General features: G+C 37.5%; 22 protein-coding genes. 8 read left to right on the top strand and 14 right to left on the bottom strand.

What is annotated here, in order from left to right:
• The first annotated feature begins 100 nt into the window (after positions 1 to 100).
• Positions 101 to 613 carry a CvpA family protein gene (locus CA834_RS02490; protein ID WP_094967077.1) on the top strand — a complete coding sequence of 171 codons (513 nt, stop codon included), beginning with the start codon at positions 101 to 103 and terminating at the stop codon, positions 611 to 613.
• Here CA834_RS02490 and can read toward each other — a convergent pair.
• The 12 genes from can to CA834_RS02430 form a co-directional block, all read right to left on the bottom strand.
• On the bottom strand, positions 610 to 1,248 hold the full coding sequence (can, locus tag CA834_RS02485) for a carbonate dehydratase (RefSeq protein WP_094967076.1): 639 nt from the start codon (positions 1,246 to 1,248) through the stop codon (positions 610 to 612). The two genes, CA834_RS02490 and can, sit on opposite strands and share 4 nt — an antisense overlap.
• A 13-nt stretch (positions 1,249 to 1,261) precedes the next feature.
• A complete protein-coding gene (locus tag CA834_RS02480) occupies positions 1,262 to 3,124 on the bottom strand; it encodes a SulP family inorganic anion transporter (protein ID WP_094967075.1) in 1,863 nt (620 codons plus the stop codon).
• Positions 3,125 to 3,200: 76 nt separating this feature from the next.
• Positions 3,201 to 3,953: a tetratricopeptide repeat protein gene (locus tag CA834_RS02475; RefSeq protein ID WP_094967074.1), complete on the bottom strand. Its 753-nt coding sequence runs from the start codon at positions 3,951 to 3,953 to the stop codon at positions 3,201 to 3,203.
• A gap of 1 nt (position 3,954) precedes the next feature.
• Complete coding sequence (locus tag CA834_RS02470) at positions 3,955 to 5,727, bottom strand: BatD family protein (protein WP_094967073.1); 1,773 nt, start codon at positions 5,725 to 5,727, stop codon at positions 3,955 to 3,957.
• A gap of 82 nt (positions 5,728 to 5,809) precedes the next feature.
• Positions 5,810 to 6,646 carry a tetratricopeptide repeat protein gene (locus tag CA834_RS02465; RefSeq protein WP_094967072.1) on the bottom strand — a complete coding sequence of 279 codons (837 nt, stop codon included), beginning with the start codon at positions 6,644 to 6,646 and terminating at the stop codon, positions 5,810 to 5,812.
• Positions 6,647 to 6,732: 86 nt separating this feature from the next.
• Entirely contained in the window at positions 6,733 to 7,773 is a 1,041-nt protein-coding gene (locus CA834_RS02460; RefSeq protein ID WP_094967071.1) for a VWA domain-containing protein, read from the bottom strand.
• The gene (locus CA834_RS02455; RefSeq protein ID WP_094967070.1) at positions 7,766 to 8,770 is read right to left on the bottom strand and encodes a vWA domain-containing protein; all 1,005 of its coding nucleotides are present in this window, start codon (positions 8,768 to 8,770) and stop codon (positions 7,766 to 7,768) included. The genes CA834_RS02460 and CA834_RS02455 overlap by 8 nt, the downstream gene beginning before the upstream one ends.
• Positions 8,770 to 10,488: a hypothetical protein gene (locus CA834_RS02450; protein WP_094967069.1), complete on the bottom strand. Its 1,719-nt coding sequence runs from the start codon at positions 10,486 to 10,488 to the stop codon at positions 8,770 to 8,772. Before CA834_RS02450 ends, CA834_RS02455 begins: the two co-directional genes overlap by 1 nt.
• Positions 10,489 to 10,495: 7 nt before the next feature.
• Positions 10,496 to 11,362, bottom strand: a complete 867-nt coding sequence (locus CA834_RS02445; protein WP_094967068.1) for a DUF58 domain-containing protein — start codon at positions 11,360 to 11,362, stop codon at positions 10,496 to 10,498.
• Between the two features lie 76 nt (positions 11,363 to 11,438).
• Complete coding sequence (locus CA834_RS02440) at positions 11,439 to 12,440, bottom strand: AAA family ATPase (RefSeq protein ID WP_094967067.1); 1,002 nt, start codon at positions 12,438 to 12,440, stop codon at positions 11,439 to 11,441.
• A gap of 152 nt (positions 12,441 to 12,592) precedes the next feature.
• Complete coding sequence (locus CA834_RS02435; RefSeq protein ID WP_094967066.1) at positions 12,593 to 13,411, bottom strand: DUF4382 domain-containing protein; 819 nt, start codon at positions 13,409 to 13,411, stop codon at positions 12,593 to 12,595.
• Positions 13,412 to 13,542: 131 nt separating this feature from the next.
• On the bottom strand, positions 13,543 to 14,112 hold the full coding sequence (locus CA834_RS02430; RefSeq protein ID WP_094967065.1) for a DUF4382 domain-containing protein: 570 nt from the start codon (positions 14,110 to 14,112) through the stop codon (positions 13,543 to 13,545).
• Between the two features lie 105 nt (positions 14,113 to 14,217).
• Here CA834_RS02430 and CA834_RS02425 point away from each other — a divergent pair, with 105 nt between their 5' ends.
• From CA834_RS02425 to CA834_RS02415, 3 genes are read left to right on the top strand one after another with little or no spacing between them, the layout of a single operon-like run.
• Positions 14,218 to 15,081, top strand: a complete 864-nt coding sequence (locus CA834_RS02425) for an aldo/keto reductase (protein ID WP_240507406.1) — start codon at positions 14,218 to 14,220, stop codon at positions 15,079 to 15,081.
• 10 nt (positions 15,082 to 15,091) lie between these two features.
• Complete coding sequence (locus CA834_RS02420) at positions 15,092 to 15,853, top strand: SDR family NAD(P)-dependent oxidoreductase (protein WP_094967063.1); 762 nt, start codon at positions 15,092 to 15,094, stop codon at positions 15,851 to 15,853.
• A gap of 29 nt (positions 15,854 to 15,882) precedes the next feature.
• Positions 15,883 to 17,016, top strand: a complete 1,134-nt coding sequence (locus CA834_RS02415) for an ATP-binding protein (RefSeq protein WP_094967062.1) — start codon at positions 15,883 to 15,885, stop codon at positions 17,014 to 17,016.
• A 349-nt stretch (positions 17,017 to 17,365) separates the two neighbouring features.
• Here the strand turns inward: CA834_RS02415 and amaB are convergent, their stop codons facing one another.
• On the bottom strand, positions 17,366 to 18,919 hold the full coding sequence (gene amaB, locus CA834_RS02410) for an L-piperidine-6-carboxylate dehydrogenase (RefSeq protein ID WP_094967061.1): 1,554 nt from the start codon (positions 18,917 to 18,919) through the stop codon (positions 17,366 to 17,368).
• A 121-nt stretch (positions 18,920 to 19,040) separates the two neighbouring features.
• On the opposite strand from amaB, the gene CA834_RS02405 reads away from it, so the two are divergent.
• Together CA834_RS02405 and CA834_RS02400 are read left to right on the top strand one after the other, a co-directional pair.
• On the top strand, positions 19,041 to 20,123 hold the full coding sequence (locus tag CA834_RS02405) for an isoaspartyl peptidase/L-asparaginase family protein (protein ID WP_094967060.1): 1,083 nt from the start codon (positions 19,041 to 19,043) through the stop codon (positions 20,121 to 20,123).
• 69 nt (positions 20,124 to 20,192) lie between these two features.
• Complete coding sequence (locus CA834_RS02400) at positions 20,193 to 20,633, top strand: hypothetical protein (protein WP_094967059.1); 441 nt, start codon at positions 20,193 to 20,195, stop codon at positions 20,631 to 20,633.
• A gap of 9 nt (positions 20,634 to 20,642) precedes the next feature.
• On the opposite strand, the gene CA834_RS02395 is transcribed toward CA834_RS02400, so the two are convergent.
• Positions 20,643 to 21,701, bottom strand: a complete 1,059-nt coding sequence (locus tag CA834_RS02395) for an endonuclease/exonuclease/phosphatase family protein (protein WP_094967242.1) — start codon at positions 21,699 to 21,701, stop codon at positions 20,643 to 20,645.
• Positions 21,702 to 21,920: 219 nt separating this feature from the next.
• On the opposite strand from CA834_RS02395, the gene CA834_RS02390 reads away from it, so the two are divergent.
• Together CA834_RS02390 and CA834_RS02385 are read left to right on the top strand one after the other, a co-directional pair.
• Positions 21,921 to 24,806, top strand: a complete 2,886-nt coding sequence (locus CA834_RS02390; RefSeq protein ID WP_094967058.1) for a TonB-dependent receptor — start codon at positions 21,921 to 21,923, stop codon at positions 24,804 to 24,806.
• An 81-nt stretch (positions 24,807 to 24,887) separates the two neighbouring features.
• The gene (locus tag CA834_RS02385) at positions 24,888 to 26,309 is read left to right on the top strand and encodes a DUF5689 domain-containing protein (protein WP_133085443.1); all 1,422 of its coding nucleotides are present in this window, start codon (positions 24,888 to 24,890) and stop codon (positions 26,307 to 26,309) included.
• Position 26,310: the final 1 nt, after the last annotated feature.

Here is a 26,310-nt window from a genome sequence, read left to right as displayed (position 1 = left end):
CATCTTGACCAAACCATACATTTCCAAATTTATTTTTAAATGTCGGCAAACAATTCCGCTACATATAAAAATGAGTTTCTTTTGTTAAACTGTTATTACTATGAATATTATTGATATAGTTTTAGGAGCACTTTTACTTTTCGGGCTAATTAGAGGGCTTATGAAGGGTCTTTTTGTTGAGGTGGCATCCTTGCTTGCGCTTGTCTTAGGTATTTTTGGAGCCATCCATTTTAGTCATTTTGCTGCTAGCTTTTTAGAGGGTCGTTTAGATTGGAGTGATGATACCATAAACATGGCGGCTTTTGCCATTACCTTTGTGATTATTGTATTAGCTATTAGCTTGGCTGGAAAGGCCTTAACTAAATTAGCGGATTTTGCTGCCTTGGGGATGCTCAATAAACTTCTTGGTGGTGTTTTTGGTGCGCTTAAAATTGGACTTATACTGAGTGTGCTTCTCATTATTTTTAACAAACTCAACGACGCATTACCTTTTGTGGAAAAGAAACATGTTGAAGAGAGTGTACTTTTTGAACCTGTCAAATCACTTGCTCCAGTTATTTTTCCCGAGTTAGTAAAAAGTGAGAAGGAGATAGATGATTTAGAAACGAGTTAATCTAAATCTAATGTAAATATGTCGTCTAAATGAGCGGCACTATCCATAGACACCTTTAGGTCTTTTATGACGCCGTCATCTAACCCATAAACCCATCCGTGTATTTGCAATCCTGTATTGTCTTTCCAGGATTGTTGTACTATAGAGGTTTTTGCCAAGTCATAAACTTGAGCAATAACATTGAGTTCTACAAGCCGATCAAATCGCTTTTGATAGTCCTCAATATTTTTAAGTTCAGTTTTATGTTCGTTATAAACCTCTTTTATATTTCTAATCCATTTATTAATAAGTCCTAATGATTTATTTTGCATCGCAGCCTCAACCCCTCCACAGCCATAATGCCCACAAACAATAATATGTTTTACCTTAAGATTATTAACCGCATAATCCAGAACGCTGAGCATGTTCATGTCCGTATGAACCACCATATTTGCAATATTTCTGTGCACAAAGAGTTCACCTGGATGTGCCCCAGTAATTTGATTAGCGGGAACTCTACTATCGGCACATCCTATCCATAGCACTGGTGGACGCTGACCTCTTGCTAATTTTTCAAAATAGTGCTCGTCCTTATCCTTCATTGCTTTTACCCAATTCTTATTATTGGTCAATAACTGCTTGTAATACTTGTTCATGAGTTCTGAATTTTTAGAATTGGTCTTTCACATTTTTGTTAATCCATGCTATACATTCTTCAAATGTCTTGAAGATTCGATCTTCGCCGATAAAATCAGGAATTATATCAATACGTTCCATCATATATCGCGGTTGCTTCAAGAGGTTCACAAAAAGCACTTCTATATTTCGCTCTTTTAAATTAAGCAGCATATCCTCCATAGCGTAAAGTCCAGACTGGTCCATATATTGCATTCGACCTAAACGCATAATCACGATCATTGCGGTATCAGGAATTTGAACGGTTAATGCTGAAAAATCGCTGGTCGACCCAAAAAATAGGGGTCCGTTGATATGTTTTATAAAGACTTCTTCCTTAAATTTTTCAGGAAAATTCAGTTCATCTACCCACATCGTTTCCTTAATAGATTTTACACTGCTTCGTTGGCCGGTCATATTTCCTATCTTCTTCATAAACATAAGGGAGGCTATGACTAAACCTATACCAACAGCGTAAATAAGATCCCAAAATGTGGAGAGACCGAGTACAATTAACATTATTATTACCTCTGTACTTAACTTTATGGGGCCTAGCTCCAAATCCTTCGGTAAGCTTGGGATTGCTTTTAAGCCCTTATAATCCATGACATCAACACCCACCATTACTAAAATTCCAGCTAAAACTGCGGCAGGTATTTTTGAGGCTACAGGTGCGAGCGCCAACATTATGATTAACAGCACCAAACCAGCAATCATACCTGAAAGTTTGGTTCTTCCGCCAGCCTTAATATTAACTACAGTTCGTATTGTTGCTCCTGCCCCAGGTATACCACCAAATATTGCAGCGATACTATTTCCTATACCCTGACCTACTAGTTCCCGATTTGGTTTATGCTTGGTCTTCGTCATATTATCAGCAACAACACTGGTCAATAAGGAATCTATTGCTCCTAAAATAGATAGGGTTAGGGCCGTAAAAATATAAGGTGAGATAGATCCTAAATCAAGATTTGTGAAGACATCGAGATGAGGCATTGGTATACCTGAAGGAATTTCTTCAATAGTTCTGTAATCTAAATCAAAAACCACTGCAATTGTAGAGATTACAATTAAGGCCACTAAGGAACTTGGAAGCTTGGTAGTTATTTTTTTAAAACCAAAAACAATAATGATAGTGCTTAAGGACAAAATTAATTCTAGCCAATTTATATTTTTAAATGCTCTAGGAAATACCTTTAAAGCGCCTATGGTTCCTGAAGCATTTTTTGCAGCTAAGGATTTTGACTCTTTTAAAATGGCCTCTGGAGTTATTTCATCAGCACGTTTTATCGTTTCTTCAAAATTATCAATGACCAATATCCCTTCTCCCGCTTCCTCTCTTAAAATATTTTCTAAAATTATTTCTTCCGCCTGAGGTTTAAACCGCTCTACGAATTCATGGTCTTCTTTAGGATAGTATCCAATTGCTGGTAAAATCTGAGTAATAATAATGATAAGGCCAATAGCCGTCATAAAACCAGAGACTACTGGATAAGGAATATATCTAATGTATTCGCCAAGTCTTAAAACTCCTAATAGTACTTGAATAAGACCAGCTAACAAAAACACAAGTAAAATTGAAGGCAATGCTTTTTGAACGTCTCCTTCATTTGCGGCAACAATGCTTGCTATCACAACCATGCTTACAGCTGTCATAGGTGCTGTTGGTCCTGAGATTTGAGTATTAGTTCCTCCAAATAATGCCGCAAAAAAACTAATAAAAATCGCACCATAAAGTCCTGCACTTGGTCCCAAACCTGAAGATACCCCAAAAGCTAAAGCTAAAGGTAGCGCCACAATACCCGCTGTTATACCACCAAAGGCATCACCCCTGATGTTACTGAAAAGTTCTTTCATAGGAATTGCTTAGATTCTTAAAATATAATGACTTTTTCTGAGTATATGGACAACTTAACTTATTGAATGAAAAAAATCACTTCAATATTTTAATGTCTGTTGAAGGAATCCACCCTGTAGATTTATCTGCCAATTGAATTTTGTACCAATCATCATAGGGTTCCAAAACCTGAACTTTAGTTCCTTCGTGGAGCCTGAAGACTTCTTCACTCGTTTTATTGGGATCAGTTTTTACTCGGCTTTCCTGCGCGAAAACTATTGCAGGATTATCATTTCTCTCTATGCGTTGCTTTTGAAATGCCATAGTCAGAGAAAACAACGCTAATGCCATTCCTATGACACTCACTATAAATGCTATGCGTTTTCGCGTTGTGGCATAAGCAAAATGATAGAGCAAAAAGAGACCCACAAAAATAAAGACACCAACAATGGCAATTTTTGCCCAAGTATCGGCCGATGCCGTGTTTACAATATTCTTTACTATTCTCGAAAATCCTACATCTGGCACCTTGTCAATTGCATCAATAGTCATGTTTTGGGCAAAAGCCAGGTTATTCTTTATGTCTTTATCGTTTGGGTCTAATAACAAGGCCTTTTCATAATAATAAATACTTGGAGCTATATTATTTAATTTATAATGGGCATTACCTAAATTAAAATAAAGCTCTGCAGAGTGAACGTCTGTGTCTAAAATAGATTCATAAATATCTATAGCCTCAGCATATTTGGCATCATTATATAAGGCATTTGCCTGTTCAAAACGTTCATTATTCTGAGACGTTCCCAACAGACTTAAACTACAAAACAATAGTAATCTTAATAGCTGCATATTATCTCAATTGTTTATCTATTAATGATATCGTTTTAGCTGCCTTATCGTAATCATTTTGCATGGTCACCTGTGTAATCGGTGTATACCTTGCCAATTCACAACTCTCTAAAATTGACAGAAACTGGTTCACAACATCAGCTTCCACTTGTCTATCTGTGAGTAATTTTTTGATTTTATCCTTATTAAAGTCACTGGTTTCAATACTTAACTTGGCCTTAAGGTAATTATGTAGGGCTTTTTCTAAGGCAATATAAAAGGCTTCCTTTTGGCCCAAATCTTTCTTGGCCTTACTCAAGTACTTCCTGGCTAATCGGTCCGCCTTCCTTTGACGGGTACCTTGCACGTCTGCATCACGTAAATCCTTACGCCTTCTGATGAATATGGCTAAAGGAATAAATAAAAATGGCACTAAAAACAAGCCCCAAAACAAATTGGATTTGAAAAAGGACTTACCCCTCATTGCAGTCCAATTACTAGATGTTTTTATAAAAGCAAAGGCATTTGTGTTTGGTTTTACCGTTTGCTTTGTATTTGCGCTTGAAGACTCATTGGCCGCATTCAAGGCGGCCGTCGGTCCTTCTAAAACGTCTATAATTATTTCATCTGAGGAAATACGCTTATAGGTTTCCGTTGCTAAATCAAAATAAGAGAAGGAAATTAGTGGAATGGGATACTTGCCTTTGTATTGAGGGACGATGGTATAAGTATCGGAGATACTTCCTTGCATTCCCGCTAGATTCGTCCTAACATTTTCCTTGTGTTCAGGTTCGTAAACTTCAAGCGAGCTTGGTGCGGTTAATTTTGGCAATTCAAATAATTTAAGGTTTCCTTTACCAGACACCTCAATTGTAGCCTGTAAGGACTCTGTGGCGTTTAATTGATTTTTTGAAGTTGAAACGTTTAAGGAGAAATTTCCTACAGCTCCTTTGAAATCTGATGGTTTACCAGTCTCAGGAAGTGGTTTTACATCAATGGTTAGGCTACCAGCAGTAACCGTTTTTGGCACTTTGGTCATTAATGCCCTACCAAATATATCCGTTCTATTGGTAGGCACCTCTACGGTAATATCCAATACCAAGGGTTCTAGCTTTAACTTACCTGTTTTCTGTGGATACAGAACTGTTTTTCTGAGTACCACGTAGCGGTAATCTTCACCTTTATATTTTCCGTTCTGAATATTTAGTCCTTTAATTTCAATGTTCTGACTCCAAAAGTCATTATATCGTGGATTGTCCTTTTCGCGCCAATTACTGACTCCCGTTTCGGGTGACACATATAATTTATACACCACCGTTATGGCCTCGTTTAAATAGGGATTGGATTTAGAGACTTCTGCGACCAAGTGAATATTATCTGAAGCAATATCTGAAGCATCGGGTGGTCCATTTGGTTTATCTACAGCTGCCGTTACGGTGATGGTTACCGGAAAGGTCTTGTACGTTTCACCATCTATTTCAATGATGGCTTGCTTTATGGTGAATGAGCCACGTTTTTTAGGAGCTAAAAAATAGCTATAGGTTTTTTTGTACGAGCGCTGGCCATTGTACCAAGAATTACTGACCGATGTATTAGGACCTCCAACAACGTCAAACCCCTCAAAATTTGGTGGCACAAAATTGTCGCCATCCTTGTTCATCTCAAAATCTATCCGCAGTCGTTCATTGACACCAAGTTTCTTTTTACTGACTTTAGCTTCAAATTGAACTTGTGCTGAAACTAGGCTTGTTGCCAGTAGGATAAATAATATGGATATATATTTAATCATTCTCATTTACCTACAATTTTGGACCAAGAAACTCTACAATTGAAAGCGCAATAAATTAAGCATTGGTTTTCCTTATTCATCATTGGTTTTACCAATCTTTTTCTGTTTTTACTTTTGCCCCTTTTTGCTTTTCGGCATTCATTTTGGCTTGCACTTTTTGTTCTTGGTTCTGCATGGCCTCCAGTATATTTTTTATCTGCTGGGGAGACATTTGGCCTGGCTTAGGCTTTGGCTTTTTGTTTTTATCATCTTTATCATCATCACCCTTGCCCTGGTCTTTATTGTCATCTTTAGGTTTACCGTCTTCATCTTCTTCTTGGTCACCTTTCTTTTTATCCTGATCACCTTCATCTTTTTGATCTTGATTCTCCTTATTGTCGTCCTGTTTCTTTTGGTCTTCTTGTTTGTCTTGCTCTTGGTCCTTATTCTTATCTTCCTTGTTGTCTTCGCCACCACCATCTTGCTTTTGTTGCTCTGCACATTCTTTGGCTAAGGCAAAATTGTATCGTGTTTGCTCATCACTAGGGTCACTTCTAAGCGCATTTTTATAAGCTTCAACAGCTTCTTTGCATTTTTCATTTTTCATCAAGAAATTGCCGATATTGTGAAATGCCCTGTGCTTTTCTTCTTTAGTTTTAGCATTTTTAGCCGCCTCTTGCCCTCTAAATAATGCTTCATCTATATTTCCCTTCTCGTAATATGTATGAGCCAGATTATACGCACCAACCGCTTTATTAGGCGCTTCTGAAATAGCTTTTCTATATGCCATTTCTGCTTCAATATAATTGTCCTCTTGAAGCAGTTCGTTGGCTTTGTATACAAAAGCATCTGCCTTCTTTGTGGCTTCTTGTTTCTCTTTAGCACCATCTTGGGCAAAACATGGAAGTCCAACCAATAATCCTAAGAAAACTATAAAATACCTCATTCTTTCCTGTTTACAATTAAAATTAGCAAACCCTTTGATTTATTTGCGTTAAAGAATATTTAAATGTTAAAGATATACTGCTGTCATTAAATATTAGCTTCATTAAAGAGGTTTAATTTTTTTAACCACTCTGTTTTGCGTTCGAGTAAAAATATATCTATAAACAAAAACAGTATTGCAAGTCCTAGAAACCATTGAAATTGATCTTTAAAATCTGCTATCTGTTTAGACTCAAACTCTTTTTTGTCCATCTTTTCCAAAATGTCCTTTATGGTATCAACTACTTCGCTGGTATTTCTGCCATTAATGTAGGTGCCGTTGGCTTCATTTGCGATTTGCTTTAATGTAGATTCATCTAGCTTGGTGATAACGGTTTCACCCCTATTATCTTTCTTATAATTGAGAATTACCCCGTTTCTTTTTATTGGTATTGGTCCTCCTTTGGTATCGCCCACACCAATCGTAAATATTCTTATCCCTTCGTCACTAGCCTCTTCTGCAATTTCAATGGCATCGCCTTCATGATCTTCACCATCGGATATTATAATTAAGATTCTATTGGTTTGTTCTTCATCATCGTAATAGGTCATGGCTAGCTGAATGGCCTCATGAATAGCTGTCCCTTGTGATGACAACATATCTGTGTTCATGTTTTGTAAAAACATTTTCGCCGAAGCATAGTCCGTTGTAATGGGCAATTGTGGAAAGGCCTTACCTGCATAGGCAATAATACCAACCCGATCACTAGCCAAGTTGTTAATAATTTGTGTAACAAGCTGTTTGGACTTTTCTAAGCGGTTGGGCGCAATGTCTTCTGCCAGCATACTTTTAGATACATCAACAGCAAATACAATATCTACACCTTGACTGCGCACCGTTTCTAATTTCGTTCCAATCTTTGGGTTGACAAGAGCTAAGGATAAGCAGCCAAAAGCTGCACAAAGCACCAAAACTTTGAGCAAACCTTTAAATAAAGACTGATTAGGACTCAGTTTTTCCAATAATCGCCGTTCTGCGAATTTTTTTTGCGCAGATTGTCTCCAAACCTGTAAAAACACAAATAGGAGCATGATTATAGGAATAATCAATAAAGTCCAAAACCATATTTTTTCATCTATTCTAAACAAAACTTCTAAATATTGTATGTCTTAAAAGCAGTTCCAATAGTAATAACAATCCTGCTAAAATTGCTAGTGGTCTATACTTTTCTTCATAATTATAATACTTCCGCTCTTCAATCTCTGTCTTTTCTAGCTTATTAATTTCTTCGTATATCTCCGCTAGCTTTTTATTATTTGTAGCCCTAAAATAGCGCCCTCCTGTTGCTTCGGCAATCTCTTTCAACAGGTCCTCATCAATTTCTACTTGCTGCCTACCATATCTAAATGAGCCATTTGGATTAATGGCAACTGGCGATAAAGCCATCCCATTTGTGCCCAATCCGATGGTGTAGGTTTTTATGCCGTATTCTACGGCGAGTTCACTGGCTATTTTAGGATCAATAAAACCAGAATTATTGACTCCATCAGTTAAGAGGATTATAACTTTACTTTTTGCCCTACTATCTTTTAAACGATTTACAGATGTGGCTAATCCCATACCAATGGCCGTACCTCCCTCAATAATAGTATTATATTTTATATCTCGCAAAGACCTTAATACCAAAGTTTTATCACTGGTTATAGGTGTTTTTGTATAAGCTTCGCCTGCATATTCAACTAAACCAATTCGGTCATTCGGACGTCCGTTTATAAAATCTGCTGCAACCTCCTTAAGTGCCTCCAATCGATTCGGTACAAGGTCCTTAGCCAACATACTAGCAGACACATCAATAGCCATTACAATATCAATACCCCTTGTGGTTTTTGTTCTTGTAGAAACATCTACTGTCCGTGGCCTTGCAATAGCAATAATTAATAGGGTCAGAGCTAATAAACGTAAAATGAACAACACATGTCTCAATTTGGGCCAAATTGAGCGCGTTAGCTTAAACCCCCTTAAACTTGATATTTTTAATTCTGCCGTCTGTTTGTTATGTTTAATAATGTACCAAACTATAGCTATTGGCAACAATAGCAGAAGCCAAAAAAATTCTTTATTTAAAAATTCTATATTCTCCAACATTATACGTCGTCTTCTTTAGGCAATTCTTCTGGTACTAGTTCTATAGAATCTGTAATTCGCTTAACTATATCTTCAGCATAATTGTCGCTTTCCCGCCACCGCAGTACTATTTGTTGTCTTACGTTTTCTGCCCTAAAGACAAGATTCATATATTTTGCTCGTATTGTTTTGTTTTCAGTAATGACGAGATTCATTGTTCCATAGGTTTTTATACCTGATGCTCCATTAGGCGTTTTAAACTCTTCACGTTTCACTGTAATGTCTGTTGCACCATTAGCTTCTAATTTCTTTAAAAAATTCTCTGAGGCACTTATCAAATCTTTTGCCTTGTCCTCATCTGACATTTGCTGAGGCTGTCCTTGCTGCGTGCTTATATTAAAGGTTGTTGTACTTACTTGAATATCTATTCCTGCTTCTTTTGACAAAAATCTAAATACAGCTGTCTTTGGTTGATTCTGTTCTTCTTTGGAATCCCCAACTTCCTCTCGTTTTAAAACTTCTGGAGTCTCAATCCATATTGGAGGGAAACCATAAGCACTTTCTACCCAATCCCCTACTAATAATTCCTTACTCTCATCTCCTAAAATGGTATCATTTACATAAGTAAAACCATATTTAAGACTAAAGCCTACATAGGTAGCTACAAGAAGAGCTATACTGATTGCTGCAGTTAAAATAATTTTCTGACGTTTCTGTTTTTTCTCTCGGTTTTCCTTGTATTGTTCGTCTAAAAGTTTTTCCTCTTCCGACGGTTCGGGCAAGCAGGTTTTTATATTGTCAATCTCTTTTTCTACGGTTTTTTTATCAATTTCTGCAAGTGCTGTGTCTGGTTTGGATTTTGCGAATTTTACCAAATCTGCACGTTTTAATATACTTTCAATATTGACGATTGTTTCTGTTTTAAAAGGAAATTGATTACCATCCTTAAATAATTTTAAACGCGAAATCAACTCGTCTGTAGTACTTTCTAAGGAACGATCGTAAACTTTATCATCGAGATACTTTCTAATTATGAAGGTAAGCTCTGAATAATAGGTTTTTATTTCTGAACGCCTCAAGTAGTTATGTTCCTCTAGTTTGTGAAGAGCCAGCTTTGCGCGATCATATGGCGGCAACAATGCAATTTCCTCTTCCTCAGTTAATGGTTTTTTTCGCCAAATAAACCAATAAATCAAAAATGCTACCAAGCCAACAAAACCTAAAATTAATAAAAGCCATTTCCACCAATTCCCGCTAGATTTTTGGACTTCCATGATAGGTTTTATATCATATAATTTCTGTTTTGTAGTATCAACTTCAATATAGTTAACAGCTACTTTGACTGAGTCCGTAAAAAAGGACCTATCACCTATAAGCACTTTTTGTCTTGGTATGGTGTATCGCCCTGAATCGAATTGTGTTAATTTGTAAATTCTAGACAACAGATACTGTGATTCTTTCCTTACCGTATCGATATCAGTTGCTTCAACGGCTTCAAGAGGCAGGAACGTTTGTCCTTCGGGAAATACCACTATTGCCACAGAATCAGTCTCGACATTTATTTTATAACTAATTTGCTCACCGATTTTAATGGTTGTGGTATCGATTTGTGTTGTAACTTGAGCAGAGGACACCCATGAACACAGAAAAAAGAGCACCGCCGTGCAGATGGTTAACTTTTCATGTAAAACCGAAATAAATTTCAATTCGAAAATTGTATTTGGCGCTTTGGTATTCATTTTTCCTTTATCCCCTGCGTTTAAAATAACCCAATAATTTTTTTACATAACTTTCATCAACTCTGCAGTCTATGGTCCCTGAACCCGATTTGGTAAAGCTGTCTTTAAAGTAGTCCACCTTCTCTAGATAGAACTTAGCATAGTCTAAGCGTACTCTTTTAGCAGCGGTATTGACAAGCATGAGTTCTCCCGTTTCCTCATCCTCCATTTGCACCAATCCTAAATTGGGAATGCTTTCCTCGTATCTGTCGTAAACCCTAATTCCTGTAATATCATGCTTTCCAGCAGCTATTTTCAAATTTTGCTTGTAATCGTCTGCTATAAAATCTGACAAGACAAATACAATAGCCTTTTTCTTCATAACATTCGATAAAAACTTGAACGCTTCTGAGACATTGGTGTCCTTACTTTTAGGCTGAAATTCTAAAAGCTCCCGAATAATCCTGAGAACGTGTGAACGACCTTTTTTAGGTGGAATATAGAGCTCAATATCTCCTGAAAATAAAATCAATCCTATTTTGTCGTTGTTTTGGGTGGCAGAAAATGCCAAAGTCGCAGCAATTTCAGTAACGATTACCTCCTTAAATTGATTTTTAGTTCCAAAAAACTTACTCCCCGAAACATCAACCATGAGCATCATGGTTAACTCACGCTCCTCCTCAAAGACCTTAACGAAAGGTTCGTTATATCTCGCTGTAACGTTCCAATCAATATTCCTAACATCATCACCAAATTGGTACTGACGAACTTCAGAAAACGTCATTCCCCTTCCTTTAAAGGTAGAATGGTATTCCCCTCCAAAAATATGATCAGACAATCGGCGTGTCTTAATCTCTATCTTTCGTACTTTCTTTAGAAGTTCCTTAGTATCCATTAATTAATTTTCGATTGAAGATTGGTGATTTACGATTACTCTGAATCGCCATACGTAATTCTTAAATCCAAAAATCTTATGGCACTTCGATTTCGTTTACAATCTTATTGATGATGTCTTCTGAAGTAACATTTTCAGCTTCGGCCTCATAGGTGATGCCTATTCTATGTCTAAGCACATCGTGAACTACAGCTCTGACATCTTCGGGTATTACATAACCTCGTCTTTTTATAAATGCATAACATTTAGCTGCAGTAGCTAAATTGATACTTCCACGAGGCGACGCTCCAAAGCTGATTAACGGTTTCAAGTCATCTAACCTATACTTTTCTGGATAACGAGTGGCAAACACAATGTCTAAAATGTATCTCTCAATTTTTTCATCCATGTACACCTCTCTAACGGCTTCTTGTGCCGTTAATATTTGTTTTACGGAAACGACAGGATTGATTTTATCGTAACTACCTTTTAGGTTGGCTCTTACAATAAGCTGCTCCTCTTCTAATTTGGGATAATCAATGACTGTTTTTAGCATAAAACGGTCTACCTGGGCTTCAGGTAACGGATAGGTTCCTTCTTGTTCCACCGGGTTTTGGGTTGCCATAACCAAGAATGGTTTTTCTAAAATGAACGTTTCGTCACCAATGGTTACTTGCTTTTCTTGCATGGCCTCTAGTAGTGCTGACTGCACCTTAGCTGGGGCTCTGTTAATCTCATCAGCCAAAACAAAATTTGCAAAAATCGGTCCCTTTTTTATAGAGAAATCATTCTCTTTCATATTGTAAATTAAGGTTCCAATAACATCTGCAGGCAGAAGGTCTGGCGTAAATTGAATTCTACTAAAACTCGCATCAACAGCTTTAGCTAAACTGTTTATAGCCAAGGTTTTTGCTAAACCTGGGACACCTTCTAGAAGAATGTGGCCTTGTCCGAGCAGACCAATTAATAGCCGCTCTACCATATGCTTTTGACCAACTATGACCTTGTTCATTTCGAAAGTCAGCAAATCTACAAAAGCACTTTCTTTTTCTATTTTTTCGTTAATCGATTTTATATCAACTGTACTCGCATCTTCCATCATTATAAAGTTTTATGGCAGTGTAATTTAGACTATAACTATTAAACCTGCAAAGTGTCAAAATATTTTTGGAGTTGCTGTTAACAATTGGTTAAAAAAAAAGTGCATTATTTTGAGAAATAATGCACCCTATGAAGAGATTGATACTGGCCTTATTCAAACGTTATTACATCTAGGATAGTAGTATTACCTACCGTAACTTCAACATCAGTTAATACCACTGGTTCAAATAATGAACTTTCTTCAGGTGTTATGGTTACAGTATAAATACCTGCGGGTAAGCCTATAACTTCGTAATTACCAAGATCATCCGTAAACGTTGAGGCGGTGGTGCTTTCATTACTAACCTCAATTTCAACCGCTAAGTCAGACGGGATAACACTGCCTTCTATACTGCCCGAATTGACTTCCAAATTGGCTCTTAGAACAGGCTTTAAAATGATATTTCCTGAATTACCTGCAACAACTATAGATTCATCCACATCGAAATCTAAGATAAAACTGTAGTTGAAACCAGCTTCAATGGGCTGATTGACCATGACCTTAAGTCCGGACTGCTGTGCACTAGGTGTAGTTAGTGGGCGAGCTTCTATTTCCCCGTCCAAAACAATGGAATTTGACGACCCAAGCACCAATCGGATTTGTTTGATTAAGCCTGGTTCTATGTTCTCATTTTCAACTAAAGGTAGATTTATCCCACCTGTTAATTCCAATAAGTCATAAATTCCAGGTTCAATGATACCTATAGAGACCCAACCTCCTTCATCATCATTTTCTGGATCGTCCGTGGTATTTCCGTATTTAATCATTACATCCGTAATTTCTACAAAGACATTTTCATAATCTCCTGGATTATCAACCAATCTTACCGAAAGCTGTGCTGGTTCTTGACTATTTGAACTGTCAGAATCATTACAGGCCACAAGCGACAAAATTATTAAAACGGATAAAAGTTGTCTTAAAAGGTTCATAGTGTTGAAATTTTATAATGAATACATATATAGATATACGAACTAAATTGGTTGATAGACTTTACTGAAAAAGAAAAGGAGTAATACAAAGGCATTACCCCATCAACTCCATTAATTTAGGATTAAAGTAATTAATATGAAAGGTGTCTTATTTCAGTATAAATTTTAGGACTTAATACCATTAGGTTTTCTAACTCAGAGAAATACACAGATTGGTCCGTATCAAAATCTATGGTAATATCATATTCTTGATTCGGAAGCAAATTCAGTTCCAAAAAATTTGTTGCCGTGGCCTTCCCCAAATTCTCAGTATCTAAATCTATGAGAAGTCCGTTGGAGTCTATAAAGTTTTGATCACCAAGCACTAAACGTATTTCATAGATAGGTATCGAGGGTATATTTTCATTATGTACAAGCAGCACATCTGAATCTGCGTTCAAATCGCTCATATTTACGACACCTTCATTTATAGTGTTCAAACTTACCCAGGCGTTGTTTAGGCTAGCCTCTTGCTTTACCCGAAACTGGATGTCTTCAATTTCGATATACACGTCGTTTTCTAAGTTCATAGAACTCTTTAAGCTAATAGAAACAACGGATGTACCACAATCGTTCTCCAATTCGTCACTTGAACAACTAAAGAGAAATAAGAGTATAACACAGGATGTGAAAATAGGTTTTAAAACTTTTGAAAGAATCATGATTTTGGGGCTTTTAATAATTACACGACAATAATAATTTATTACTGATGTTTTAAGTATTTTTATACACCAATGGCAAAAAAAACCGCATAAACTGAAAATAAAGTGAAATATTCTCGATTAATAGCAGGAACAATGTCGTGGGGAAGTTGGGGCAAAAACCTGTCTAAAAAAGACATGGCTGAACTCATTAGATACTGTACTGCAAATAACATTACTACTTTTGATCATGCAGACATTTACGGCAGCTACACCACAGAATCTCAATTTGGAGCTGCTTTATCTCACTCTGGCATAGAGCGGGAATCCATACAATTGATTTCAAAATGTGGCATTCAACATCTAAGTGAGAATCGAAATAACAAGGTAAAATATTATGATTACAGCAAGGATTATATCATTTGGTCCGTTGAAGAATCCCTAAAAAATCTTAGGACTGGTTATTTGGATTTACTCTTGTTGCATAGACCTAGCCCACTAATGAATCCGGAGGAAATTGCCGAGGCCATAACCATTCTTAAAAAGCAAGGGAAAATAAGGGAATTCGGGGTATCTAATTTTACACCATCTCAAATGGACTTAATAGGTTTACGTATGGATATTGATGTCAACCAAATTGAATTTTCGCTCACAAATCACGTAGCCATGCATGACGGAACGCTGGATTATATAAAGACCAATGGCATAAAGCCCATGGCCTGGTCACCCTTGGGTTCTGTTTTTAAAACAGATAACGAGCAGACCCGACGTATACATAGACAATTAGGTGATTTAATAGATAAGTATAACGCCACTGAAGACCAGTTGCTATTAGCTTGGATTATGAAACACCCTTCCCAAATTCATCCAGTAGTAGGTACAACAAACAAAACACGATTAAAACAAGCTATGGCGGCTTCTAAAATAAATCTAGAATTAGAGGATTGGTTTTTAATTTTGGTAGCCTGTCAAGGCCATAAAGTACCCTAAATTTAAACTTATGAGAAAAACAGCATTAATTACAGGTGCAACCAGTGGTATTGGACAAGCAACCGCACACGAATTTGCCAAACACGGTATAAAATTGATTTTATGCGGCCGTCGCCAGCAGCGATTGGACAGTCTTGAAAAAGCACTTTCTCGGGATACTGATGTTTATACCTTGAATTTTGATGTTAGCGATAGATCCAAAACCTTGGAGGCCCTTGAATCTTTACCTAAGGAATTTCAGGATATAGATATTCTAATCAATAATGCTGGTAATGCCCATGGTCTAGACCCCATTCAGACCGGCAGCTTAGACGATTGGGATGCCATGATGGATATCAATGTAAAAGGCCTACTTTACGTGAGTAAGGCCATAATCCCCAAAATGATTCAGCGGCATACTGGCCATATCATTAATATTGGATCTTCTGCTGGGAAAGAAGTCTACCCTAAAGGCAATGTCTATTGCGCAAGCAAGCATGCTGTTTTAGCTATAACCGAAGGCATGCGAATCGATTTAAATCCTTATGGTATTAAGGTAAGTGCTATTAATCCTGGCTTAGTGGAAACCGAGTTTTCCAAGGTGCGTTTTAAGGGTGGCAAGGAGGCCGATTCAGTTTACCAGGGTTATAAAGCCTTGCAGGCCGAAGATATCGCTGACATAATCTACTTTACCATTACAAGACCTGAGCACGTTAATTTAGCAGATATATTAGTCTTTCCGACAGCACAGGCTAACTCAACGACCATAAACAAGTCAAACAAAAACCTATAAATTTTTAAGATCCTAATCGCAACCTTGTTTTGATAAACAAACGCCTGCTTATAAAAAACTTATTGGCTCACAATGATGAGAATAGTTTTTATGACAAAAAACGCAAAATAGATATTGGTTATAAAGAAGGCAAGGCGAAATTTCTAAAGCACATTTGTGCTCTATCCAATAGCAACCCAAAAAATAATTCCTATATCGTTATAGGTGTTCAAGATGAAGACAATAAAATAATCGGTGTTGATTTTTTTGATGATAGCAAAATCCAAAATTTAATCAATGCCTATCTCACTCATCCGCCTATCGTGCAATACGAGAATATTCCTTTTCCACATCTGCCAGATGATAAAGTTGTGGGGTTGGTCACCATAAGACCTAATAACAAAATAACCTCACTCAGAAAAAATATTTGGAAATATTATGGCGGTTCAGTGTTCTTTAGAGATGGTAGCATGAGTATGCCCAAGGTGTTTGATATTGAGCTTAAGGATGTAAATTCAAAAATAGTTTCGGCTATTGAGAATCACGCACAAAATAACATTGAACTCACTCTTGATGGAGTCTTTGACTTCATGAATAAGCGCCGGGATTACAACCCACAGTACAAGGTATTTAAGGAATACTTTGTGCTATGTTGGTCAGGAAGTAAAAAGGAGGTAAAGGATGAAACCTTTTATTCACGGGTAGACATTGAATTGGTGAATGAGCAGGTTCGATTGTTTTATTCAGCCTTAGACGAAGTGGCTATTCGCTACAATAATGATTCGTTTAGTATTTTAGAATATGTGAGGTTAGGACTCCAACATTCCTACAAGTATTATAAGCTAGAAAAAACCACGATTACTTTTGATGATAGTGCCAACTACTCTATAGAAGCTGAGCTTCTTTTTGACCCACCACAGTTTGATCGCAAGTTATTACACCACATCTACAACACTAATAATGCTATTCTGGAAAAACTTGAAAAGCATATTGAATTGGCCCCTCATGAAGCGCTAGACCTTGAAAATTTAGCTGCTAGTTACCTCATTTGTTATCTCAATGGTTTTGATGGTGCATTACCAAAATTGGAATATGCCAAACCTTATCTTAGGAACTTCGGCGCTGACATATATCAATCCTACAAGGAAACTATTAGAATTTTGAGAAAAGTAAAATATAACTAGTTGGTCGGATTTTTTAATAATTTTATCCTGATTTTTTTACCTCTCATCGGATTCTATTAAACCGTCGTGCTCATCATACATTTTTTTTTGCCGTTCGTCATAAAATTTCCTTTTCAACAATATTTATATGCATCTTTGTTAGGCTATTAATCAATTATATAACCTTGTTTCAATGAAAGCCCTATGGGTTGATGAAACAAGGTTTTTTGTTTTTAGAGATCAAAGATAAATTCCAATACCAAGGCCATAACCCAGCTGTTGCCTTCAGTTTTTGCCTTGAGTGTCTTCAGCCAAATTTAGAAAACGCAGCTGTTCCAGTATTTTGAAAAATATGGTTGTCTTTTAAATCTTACAAGTCAAACTTTATACCCTGAGCTAATGGTAATTCTGTAGTGTAGTTTATAGTATTGGTTTGACGGCGCATATAGATTTTCCAGGCATCCGAGCCAGATTCACGTCCGCCTCCCGTTTCCTTTTCTCCACCGAATGCACCTCCAATTTCGGCACCAGAAGTCCCAATATTAACATTAGCAATACCACAATCAGAACCTTGAACAGATAAGAAACGTTCAGCCTCACGTAGGTTATTTGTCATAATTGCAGAGGATAAACCTTGCGCAACATCATTTTGAATAGTGATGGCATTTTCAACCTCGCCAGAATACTTCAACAGATACAATACGGGCGCAAAGGTTTCGTGTTGCACAATCTTATAGTCCGGTTGGGCTTCTGCAATAGCAGGTTTTACATAGCAACCACTTTCGTAACCTTCACCAGAAAGAACACCACCTTCAACGACAATGTTACCTCCCTCTTCAACAACTTGGGTTAAGGCATTTTGATACATCTTTACAGCATCTGTGTCAATCAGTGGCCCTACATGGTTATTTTCATCTAAAGGATTTCCTATACGCAATTGGTTGTAGGCGTCTACAACAGCCTCTTTTACTTTGTCATAAATGCTCTCGTGAATAATTAGGCGTCGTGTGCTCGTGCAACGTTGCCCACAAGTACCCACTGCACCGAAAACCGCACCTATCACTGTCATTTTTATATCGGCATCTGGTGTAACAATAATAGCATTATTTCCTCCCAATTCTAAAAGTGATTTTCCTAGACGGCCAGCAACCTCTTTAGCGACGATTTTACCCATACGGGTTGATCCTGTCGCAGATACTAAAGGCACACGAGTGTCTTTGGTCATAAATTCACCGACCTTATGATCGCCATTAATTAAACAGGAAATACCTTCAGGCAAATTATTTGTGGCAAAAACTTCAGCCGCTATATTTTGACAAGCAATACCACAAAGCGGTACTTTTTCTGAGGGTTTCCAAATACAAACATCGCCACAAACCCAGGCTAAAGCTGTATTCCAAGCCCAAACGGCTACTGGAAAATTAAATGCTGAAATGATACCGACCACACCAAGTGGATGGTACTGTTCATACATGCGATGACCAGGACGTTCAGAGTGCATAGTCAATCCGTGGAGCTGTCTCGATAAACCTACAGCAAAATCACAGATGTCTATCATTTCTTGAACCTCTCCCAAACCTTCTTGGTAAGACTTACCCATTTCATAAGATACTAACTTACCTAAAGCTTCTTTCTTTTCTCTCAATTTATCACCAAACTGTCTCACAATTTCACCACGTTGTGGCGCAGGCATGGTCCGCCATGTCTTAAACGCAGATGTTGCGGCTTTCATGGCTTTTTCATAGTCTTCTTTGGTGGTTGATTTTACCTTGCCAATTAATGCACCATCTACAGGGGAATTACTTTCAATTAATTCACCGTTAGAAAAGCAATTTGAACCCGTGGAGGTTCCTTCGTTTATAGGGTTTACACCTAATTGGTTTAAGGCGTCTTTTATTCCGAAATCGGTAGCTACAGCTTCCATATATATGTGTTTTTTAAGAATTATTGAATAATATCGCGAAGTTACTAATAAATTGTCACTTTTTCTTGAAGCATCTTCTCTAATAATGTACCTTTAAGTTTCTTTAAAAATCAACTGACCCATGAAAAAATTCCTTCTGTATTTTGTAATTATTTCTTTCTCCCTCTCCTGTAATTCTGAGCACAATTCCGAGTCTAAAAGTGAAACATCCATAGCCGCAGAGGTTACTGGAGAAAAGCAAGAATTTGCCATAGTTATTCACGGTGGCGCAGGAACTATTCTAAAGAAAAATATGACTCCTGAGCGCGAAGCTGCTTATAAAGCAAAACTAGAAGAAGCCATTAAAGTGGGTTATGATATTCTCAAAAACGGCGGGAGCAGCATAGATGCCGTGCAGAAAACCATTAATGTCATGGAAGATTCCCCACTGTTTAATGCAGGTAAAGGTGCTGTATTCACCAACGTAGAAACCAATGAGCTTGATGCCTCAATCATGGACGGAAAAACATTGAACGCTGGTGCTTCTGCTGGGACAACCACGGTGAAAAACCCGATTAATTTAGCGCGTGCTGTAATGGAACAGTCTGAACATGTAATGTTATCTGGTAAAGGGGCTGAACAGTTTGCAGAAGAGCAAGGTTTTGAACTGGTAACACCTGACTATTTCTTTACCCAAAATCGCTTTGATGGTTTGCGGCGCGTCAAGGAGCGACAAGCCCAAAAAGAAAAAGATATTGATATGGAATCGGCCGCTATTAATTTCTACGATACCGATATAAAGAACTCCAAATTTGGTACTGTAGGTTGCGCTGCTTTGGATAAGAATGGAAATCTTGCAGCTGGCACCTCAACTGGAGGTATGACCAATAAACGTTATGGTAGAATTGGTGACGCTCCAATTATCGGCGCAGGCACTTATGCTAACAACGCTACATGTGCGGTATCGAGCACAGGTTGGGGTGAATATTTTATTAGAGGTATGGTGGCCCATGATATTTCAGCCTTAATGGAGTACAAAGCGTTATCCCTAAAGGAAGCTGCCCGTATTGTTATACAAGACAAACTAACCAAATTAGGGGGTACAGGCGGCATCATTGCCGTAGATAAAGATGGGAACATGGTGATGGAGTTCAATACTGCGGGCATGTATCGCGCACAAATGAACGCAACTGGTGATCTAACAATTGGGATTTACGAGAAGTAAAAGCAACTAATTAATAATTAAATTCTTTGATGGCAAATTCTTATTTTTGCCTTGAACTAATAGTTTTTTATGGAAACTCTTCAATTTATTCATTCGTATTGGGCATATTTAGTGCTTGTGGTACTCGTATTAGCGACTTTTAATGCACTCATCAAGTTTTTTGGTAATAAGGAATTTGATGCCAAGGACTTTAGAATCTCCCTTTTTGCGCTTATTACTATGCATATTCAGTTGTTGATTGGAATCATCCTGTATTTTACAAAAGACTATTTCACAACAATAGAACAAGTTGGTGGTATGGGTGAAGTTATGAAGAATTCTGCTCTTAGAAATCTTATTGTTGAACATCCCACAACCATGATAGTTGCCGTTGCTTTGGTGACGATTGGGTATTCAAAACATAAAAAGAAACTGGTTTCAAAAGCCAAATTTAAGAAGCTAGCTCTTTTTTATACATTGTCACTGATTCTAGTTCTTGCTAAAATACCATGGAATTTATGGCTGTCTTAACTCATTAAGTTAGTCTTCAACCTGCTTAATGAGGTAAACATAAACGGGAAAGTGATCGCTAAACCCATCCGTAAAACCGCCATCGGCAAAACTTCTAAAAGGGTAACCCTCCCATCGACCACGCTTATTGGTTAAGTAGGCCTTATTATAAATACCCGCCTTCCAAAATCTATAAGACGAGTAATCCTCTTCTAGCAAGGGTTGGCTCATAATTATTTGATCGAATAGACTCCAAGCATCCCTATATGCCGTTGTTCCGTAGCCTTTATCGCTAAACATTTTTTCATAAGGATTGTATAATCCTTTAAGTTCCACGTCTTCTTTATTTTTCTTGGCTTTCAAAACTTCCTTTACGCTATCATTGGTTGGGTCATCATTTAAATCACCCATAGTAAAAATCTTGGCATAAGGATCAATGGATTGCAATGAGTCAATGATACGCTTGTTAAGTTTTGCAGCGCCTACACGTTTTGATCTACTCCTGGCCTCACCACCACTGCGCGATGGCCAATGATTTACAATGATATAGATTAAATCACCATCTAGCTCCCCACTTACCAGCAATTGGTCACGCGTATAAACACGCCTGCGTGTTAGGTCGTCATAAATGCGTAACTCCAGAGAGCTCGACTCAATTGGTCTAAATAAGTCTTTTTGGTACAACAAGGCAACATCTATACTTCGTCTATCGGGCCCTTCAAAATGGATAATGCCATAGTCCTTACCCAAAAGTAACGGATCGTTGACCACGTCTTCAAGTACTTTTCTGTTTTCCACCTCGCATACACCAATCACTGCCGGTGAATTCTTAGCTATATCAGCACCAATATTGGCTATGACCCGCGCCATATTCTTGACTTTTTGTTTATAGATTTGGCTCCTATTTGCGTTTAGTTCCATAATTGGACTAGCCTCATCTCGTTTTAAGGGGTCGTCAATGGTGTCAAAAAGATTCTCTAAATTGTAGAAGGCTATGGTATGAATCTTAAACTTTTTTTTTTTCTGTGCAGCCACAGTTAAAAAACACGATAAGGCAGCAAATATGAGTAGTGATTTTATTAAATTCATTAGCATTCAATTTAATTTTTATTTTAATTTGTGCAGCAAAGGCTAGGGAAATTACAAGTTAACCATCTTAAATAATAACATGAAATAGGACTATTATCTTATCGTTATATCCCAGCCAAACGGCTTTTCAAAATTATGTAATAATTATATTTAATGTACATTTGATTGCCTTAAATAACCATTTTTTAATCTACACTAACAATCAATATAAAAATAGGCATGAAAAAAAGTTTCTTACTCTTTCTGTTCGGAGTTGCCTTCTCTTTAACAAGTTTTGCACAACAAACTCTGATAAAAGGAAGTGTTCTGGATGGAACCACAGGAGAACCAATTCCTGATGTAACTATTACTATTGAAGAAACCGATCAAAACACACAAACCGATGGTAAAGGAGAATTCAGTTTTACTGAAAATGTCCCCTTAGGCGAACAGGTTTTGAAGGTGGAAAAAGTAGGCTATGTTACAAAACGTTACCCCATCATTGTTAATGAAGGACAGACTGTTGACATCAGCGGTATAACTTTAGATTTTGATTCGAGTGACAAAAAAGATTTATTCATCATTTCAATTTCCGATGATAATTTAAACAGTGAAGATGATGGTTTAACAGATAATATTTCTGGACTTCTACAGGCTTCAAGAGATGTATTTTTAAATGCAGCAGCCTTTGACTTTAGCGCAACATTTTTTAGACCTCGTGGATTGGATAACGCCAATGGTAGGGTTCTTATCAATGGTGTAGAGATGAACAAACAATTTAACGGTAGACCTCAGTGGGCGAATTGGGGAGGCTTAAACGATGTACAGCGTAATCAGGAATTTTCAATGGGTATGTCTGCTAACGATTATACCTTCGGGGATTTGGCAGGAACCAATAACATCATAATGCGTGCCTCTAAGTACAGAAAGGGTGGCCGTATCTCCTATGCTTCAGCTAATAGAAGTTACCAAGGGCGAGTTATGGCAAGTTATAACTCTGGCTTGTTAGAGGGCGGTTGGTCATATTCCGTTCTAGGTTCGCGCCGCTTTGGGGAACAAGGCTATATAGATGGTACCTTATACGATGCCAATTCCTTTTTTATCGCTGTTGAAAAGCAAATCAATGAAAAGCATAGCTTAAATTTTACAGGTATTTATGCTCAAAATAGAAGGGGCCGTTCTACAGCTATTACACAAGAGGTTTTTGAACTCAAAGGAAGGCGCTACAATCCATTTTGGGGTTTGCTTAATGGAGCAGAACGAAACTCTAGAACCCGTAATATCGATGAACCTATTTTAATGTTAAACCATTTTTGGGATATTTCTTCTAAAGTAAGATTGAATACCAATATAGCCTATCAATTCGGTGAAATCGCCAATACGCGGATTGATAATGGCGGAACACGACTTTTTGAGGATGAAAATGGTGATGATGCTTATTTAGGTGGCGCACGCAACCCAGACCCCACGTATTACCAAAATTTACCGAGTTTCTTTTTACAAGATCCTAACCCGACGCCTTTTGATTACCAAAATGCTTACTTAGCCCAGCAGAAGTTCTTAAATGATGGTCAGATGCCTTGGTTTAGTTTTTATGAGGCAAATACAAGACCTAGTAATGTAGAAGGTAATTCGTTATACGCGGTACAAGCAGATGTTATAAAAGACCAACAATTTACATTCAATACGATATTAGATGCCGAATTAGCCGATAATATTAGGCTAAATGCAGCCTTAAACTACAGGCGATTAAAAAGCGAAAACTTTGCCCGATTAGAAGATCTTTTGGGTGGAACTGGATACTTGGATGTTGATTTTTTTGCTGATGAGGAAAACAATGATATCGATGAGGTCGTAGCCGCTAATTTAGCTCAGAGTGACATTAGGAATCCTAACCGTATTGCGCGGGAAGGTGAACGCTACAAATATAATTACGAAATGGATGCCAGCGTAGTGAGTGCTTTTGCTCAGGCACAGTTTAAATACAATCGTATTGACTTTTATGTAGGCGCCAATTTTTCGCGGACCTCATACCAGAGAACCGGTTTATATGAAAACGGTTTTTTCCAAGGCGGAGGTAATAATGGTTCCTTTGGCGAAAGTGATCAACTCGATTTCACCAACTATGGTTTAAAAGGTGGATTTACCTATAAAGTGACAGGTAAACATTTGGTTGATGTAAATACCAGCTATTTTACAAAAGCACCAACATTAAGAAATTCCTTCAGTAATGCTAGACAAAGCAATGCAACGGTTATTGGGTTGGAGAGCGAGAAAATCCAGTCTGTTGATGTAAGCTATATCTTTAGATCACCGATAGTAAAAGCACGGATAACCGGTTTTTATAATGGTTTTAAAGACGGCAGCGATATAGGTTTCTATTTTACAGAAGATTTAGCTGGTTTAGGTATTGATAGCGGAGATGCCTTTGTGCAGGAAATTTTGACCAATATAGAACGCCGACATGTCGGGGTTGAATTGGGGATTGAAGCTCAAGTAACCCCAACCATAAAACTTAAGGGCGCTGCTTCAATTGGTCAATATACTTTCCAAAATAATCCAAATTTATACCTTACGAGTGTAGATTTCTTAAATCGACCAGATATTAACAGAGAGGTGACCTTTGGTGATGGTACTACCCAACTCAAAAATTATCATGTTGCAGGTGGCCCTGAACGCGCCTACCAAATAGGTTTTGAATACAGAGATCCTAATTATTGGAATATAGGAATTACAAGCAACTTCTTTTCTAATGCCTATATCGATGTAAGTAACTTAGCGCGATCAGCTAATTTTACCTCAGATTATGACGGTAATACCTTTAACGATTATGATCCTGGTGAAGCTAAGGAATTACTTAAACAGGAACAGTTTGATAGCTATATGCTAGTTAATATTATCGGCGGTAAATCTTGGAAAATAGGCGACTATTTTGTTGGATTCTTTGCCACTATAAATAATGTCTTTAATGAAGAATACAGAACAGGTGGTTTTGAACAATCACGTTTAGCGAATTACCGCAGATTACAAGAAGATAAATCAAGAGCAAATGGTCCAATATTTGGACCGCGCTATTTCTTTGGTAATGGCACAACCTACTACCTTAATGTTTATGTAAGATTTTAAGCTATGAAACAGAATAAGCAAATAAAGACCATACAAGTAAGTGGGTGTCCATCATCCAACAAAACATATAAAAAAGCAATCATGAAAACTTTAAAATTTAACAAATTTCTGCTACTAATACTTGGATTGGTAGTATTAAACAGTTGCGTTGAGGACGATGACTTTGACACACCGAACACAGATATCGTAGAACCTGTATTGGATGGTGACGTCATCCCAATTTCATCAGTTGCTGGTGGATTAGGACAAATCCATGGTGGAGGGATCGATTACAACAACAATGAAGACTTCCTGTTTTTCAATTTTGACGATTCTGGCATTGTTCAATACATGGAAGGTTATGTGGTATCTTCTGATGAGGCCGGTAACTATTTTGAGGAAATCATTCTTCAGGATAACCCTGAGAACCCAACGGTTGGTATTCGCGTTCTTATTGATGTAAATCCACTTTTTGGCCGATATGATATTGGTCGCAAAGTTTATGTTAAGCTTAACGGGCTTTACGCAGGTATTTCCAATGGTGTGTTATCCTTGGGGACATTAGATGGTAATTTTATAGGAAAAATTTCAGCAGCAGCTGAAAATGAAGTCATCATACGTTCTGCAGAAATCACGACTATGGTACCTATGCTTCTTGAATTCTCAGAATTTTCCAATGATAAGACCAACTTACTTATTGAATTACAAGACGTACAATTTAACCGAAATCAAGCCACTGGTCCCAACCCATTAAGTTATGCCTCTGAGCCTTTTGACCAATTTGATGGCGAGCGCATATTAGAAAGCTGTACATCGTCTTCTGCTGTGATATTTAGTACCAGTACTTTTGCTGATTTTAAAGGCTTAACCTTACCTTTTGGAAGAGGTAGTATGACAGCCATATTATCCAAAGACTTTTTTGGCGAGGTGTTTAATATTGTAATAAGCACTCCAGAAGATATCAATTTTGACACTCAAGATCGTTGTGATCCAGATTTCTTAGAATGTACCGGTGCTTCTGGTGGAGGTACAGCATTCTTTGAAGAAGATTTTGAAAACTTTGGGACTTATGAATCTGAGGGCTGGGATAACATTAATATTAGCGGTACGGACACAGATTGGTTTATTAGCAGTTTCAGTGGTAATTTTTACTCGCAGATCTCTGCATTTAATTCTGACAACGATGACGCAGATGTATGGTTAGTTACACCACCTATCAACATGGATAATACCACTGGTGAGGAATTATCTTTTGACATTCAATCCAACTTTGATAACGGCACCAATCTCAGTGTTTGGATATCTACGGATTATACGGGTGACCCAACAACAGCAACCTGGTCTATTTTAGATGTTACCATTCCTGTTGGTCCAGCCAGTACATTCGGTAATTTTGAATCCGTAGGCCCTGTTAATATCTCCTGTGTAGATGGTACAGCAGTGATTGGGTTCTTCTATGAAGGCTCAGACCCTAGTGCTACAACTAGATACCATTTAGATAATGTAGTGGTTACAGGTAATTAAA

Source organism: Winogradskyella aurantia (assembly GCF_002266855.1).
Lineage (GTDB): Bacteria > Bacteroidota > Bacteroidia > Flavobacteriales > Flavobacteriaceae > Winogradskyella > Winogradskyella aurantia.
This window is presented reverse-complemented; position numbering and strand designations above follow the sequence as displayed.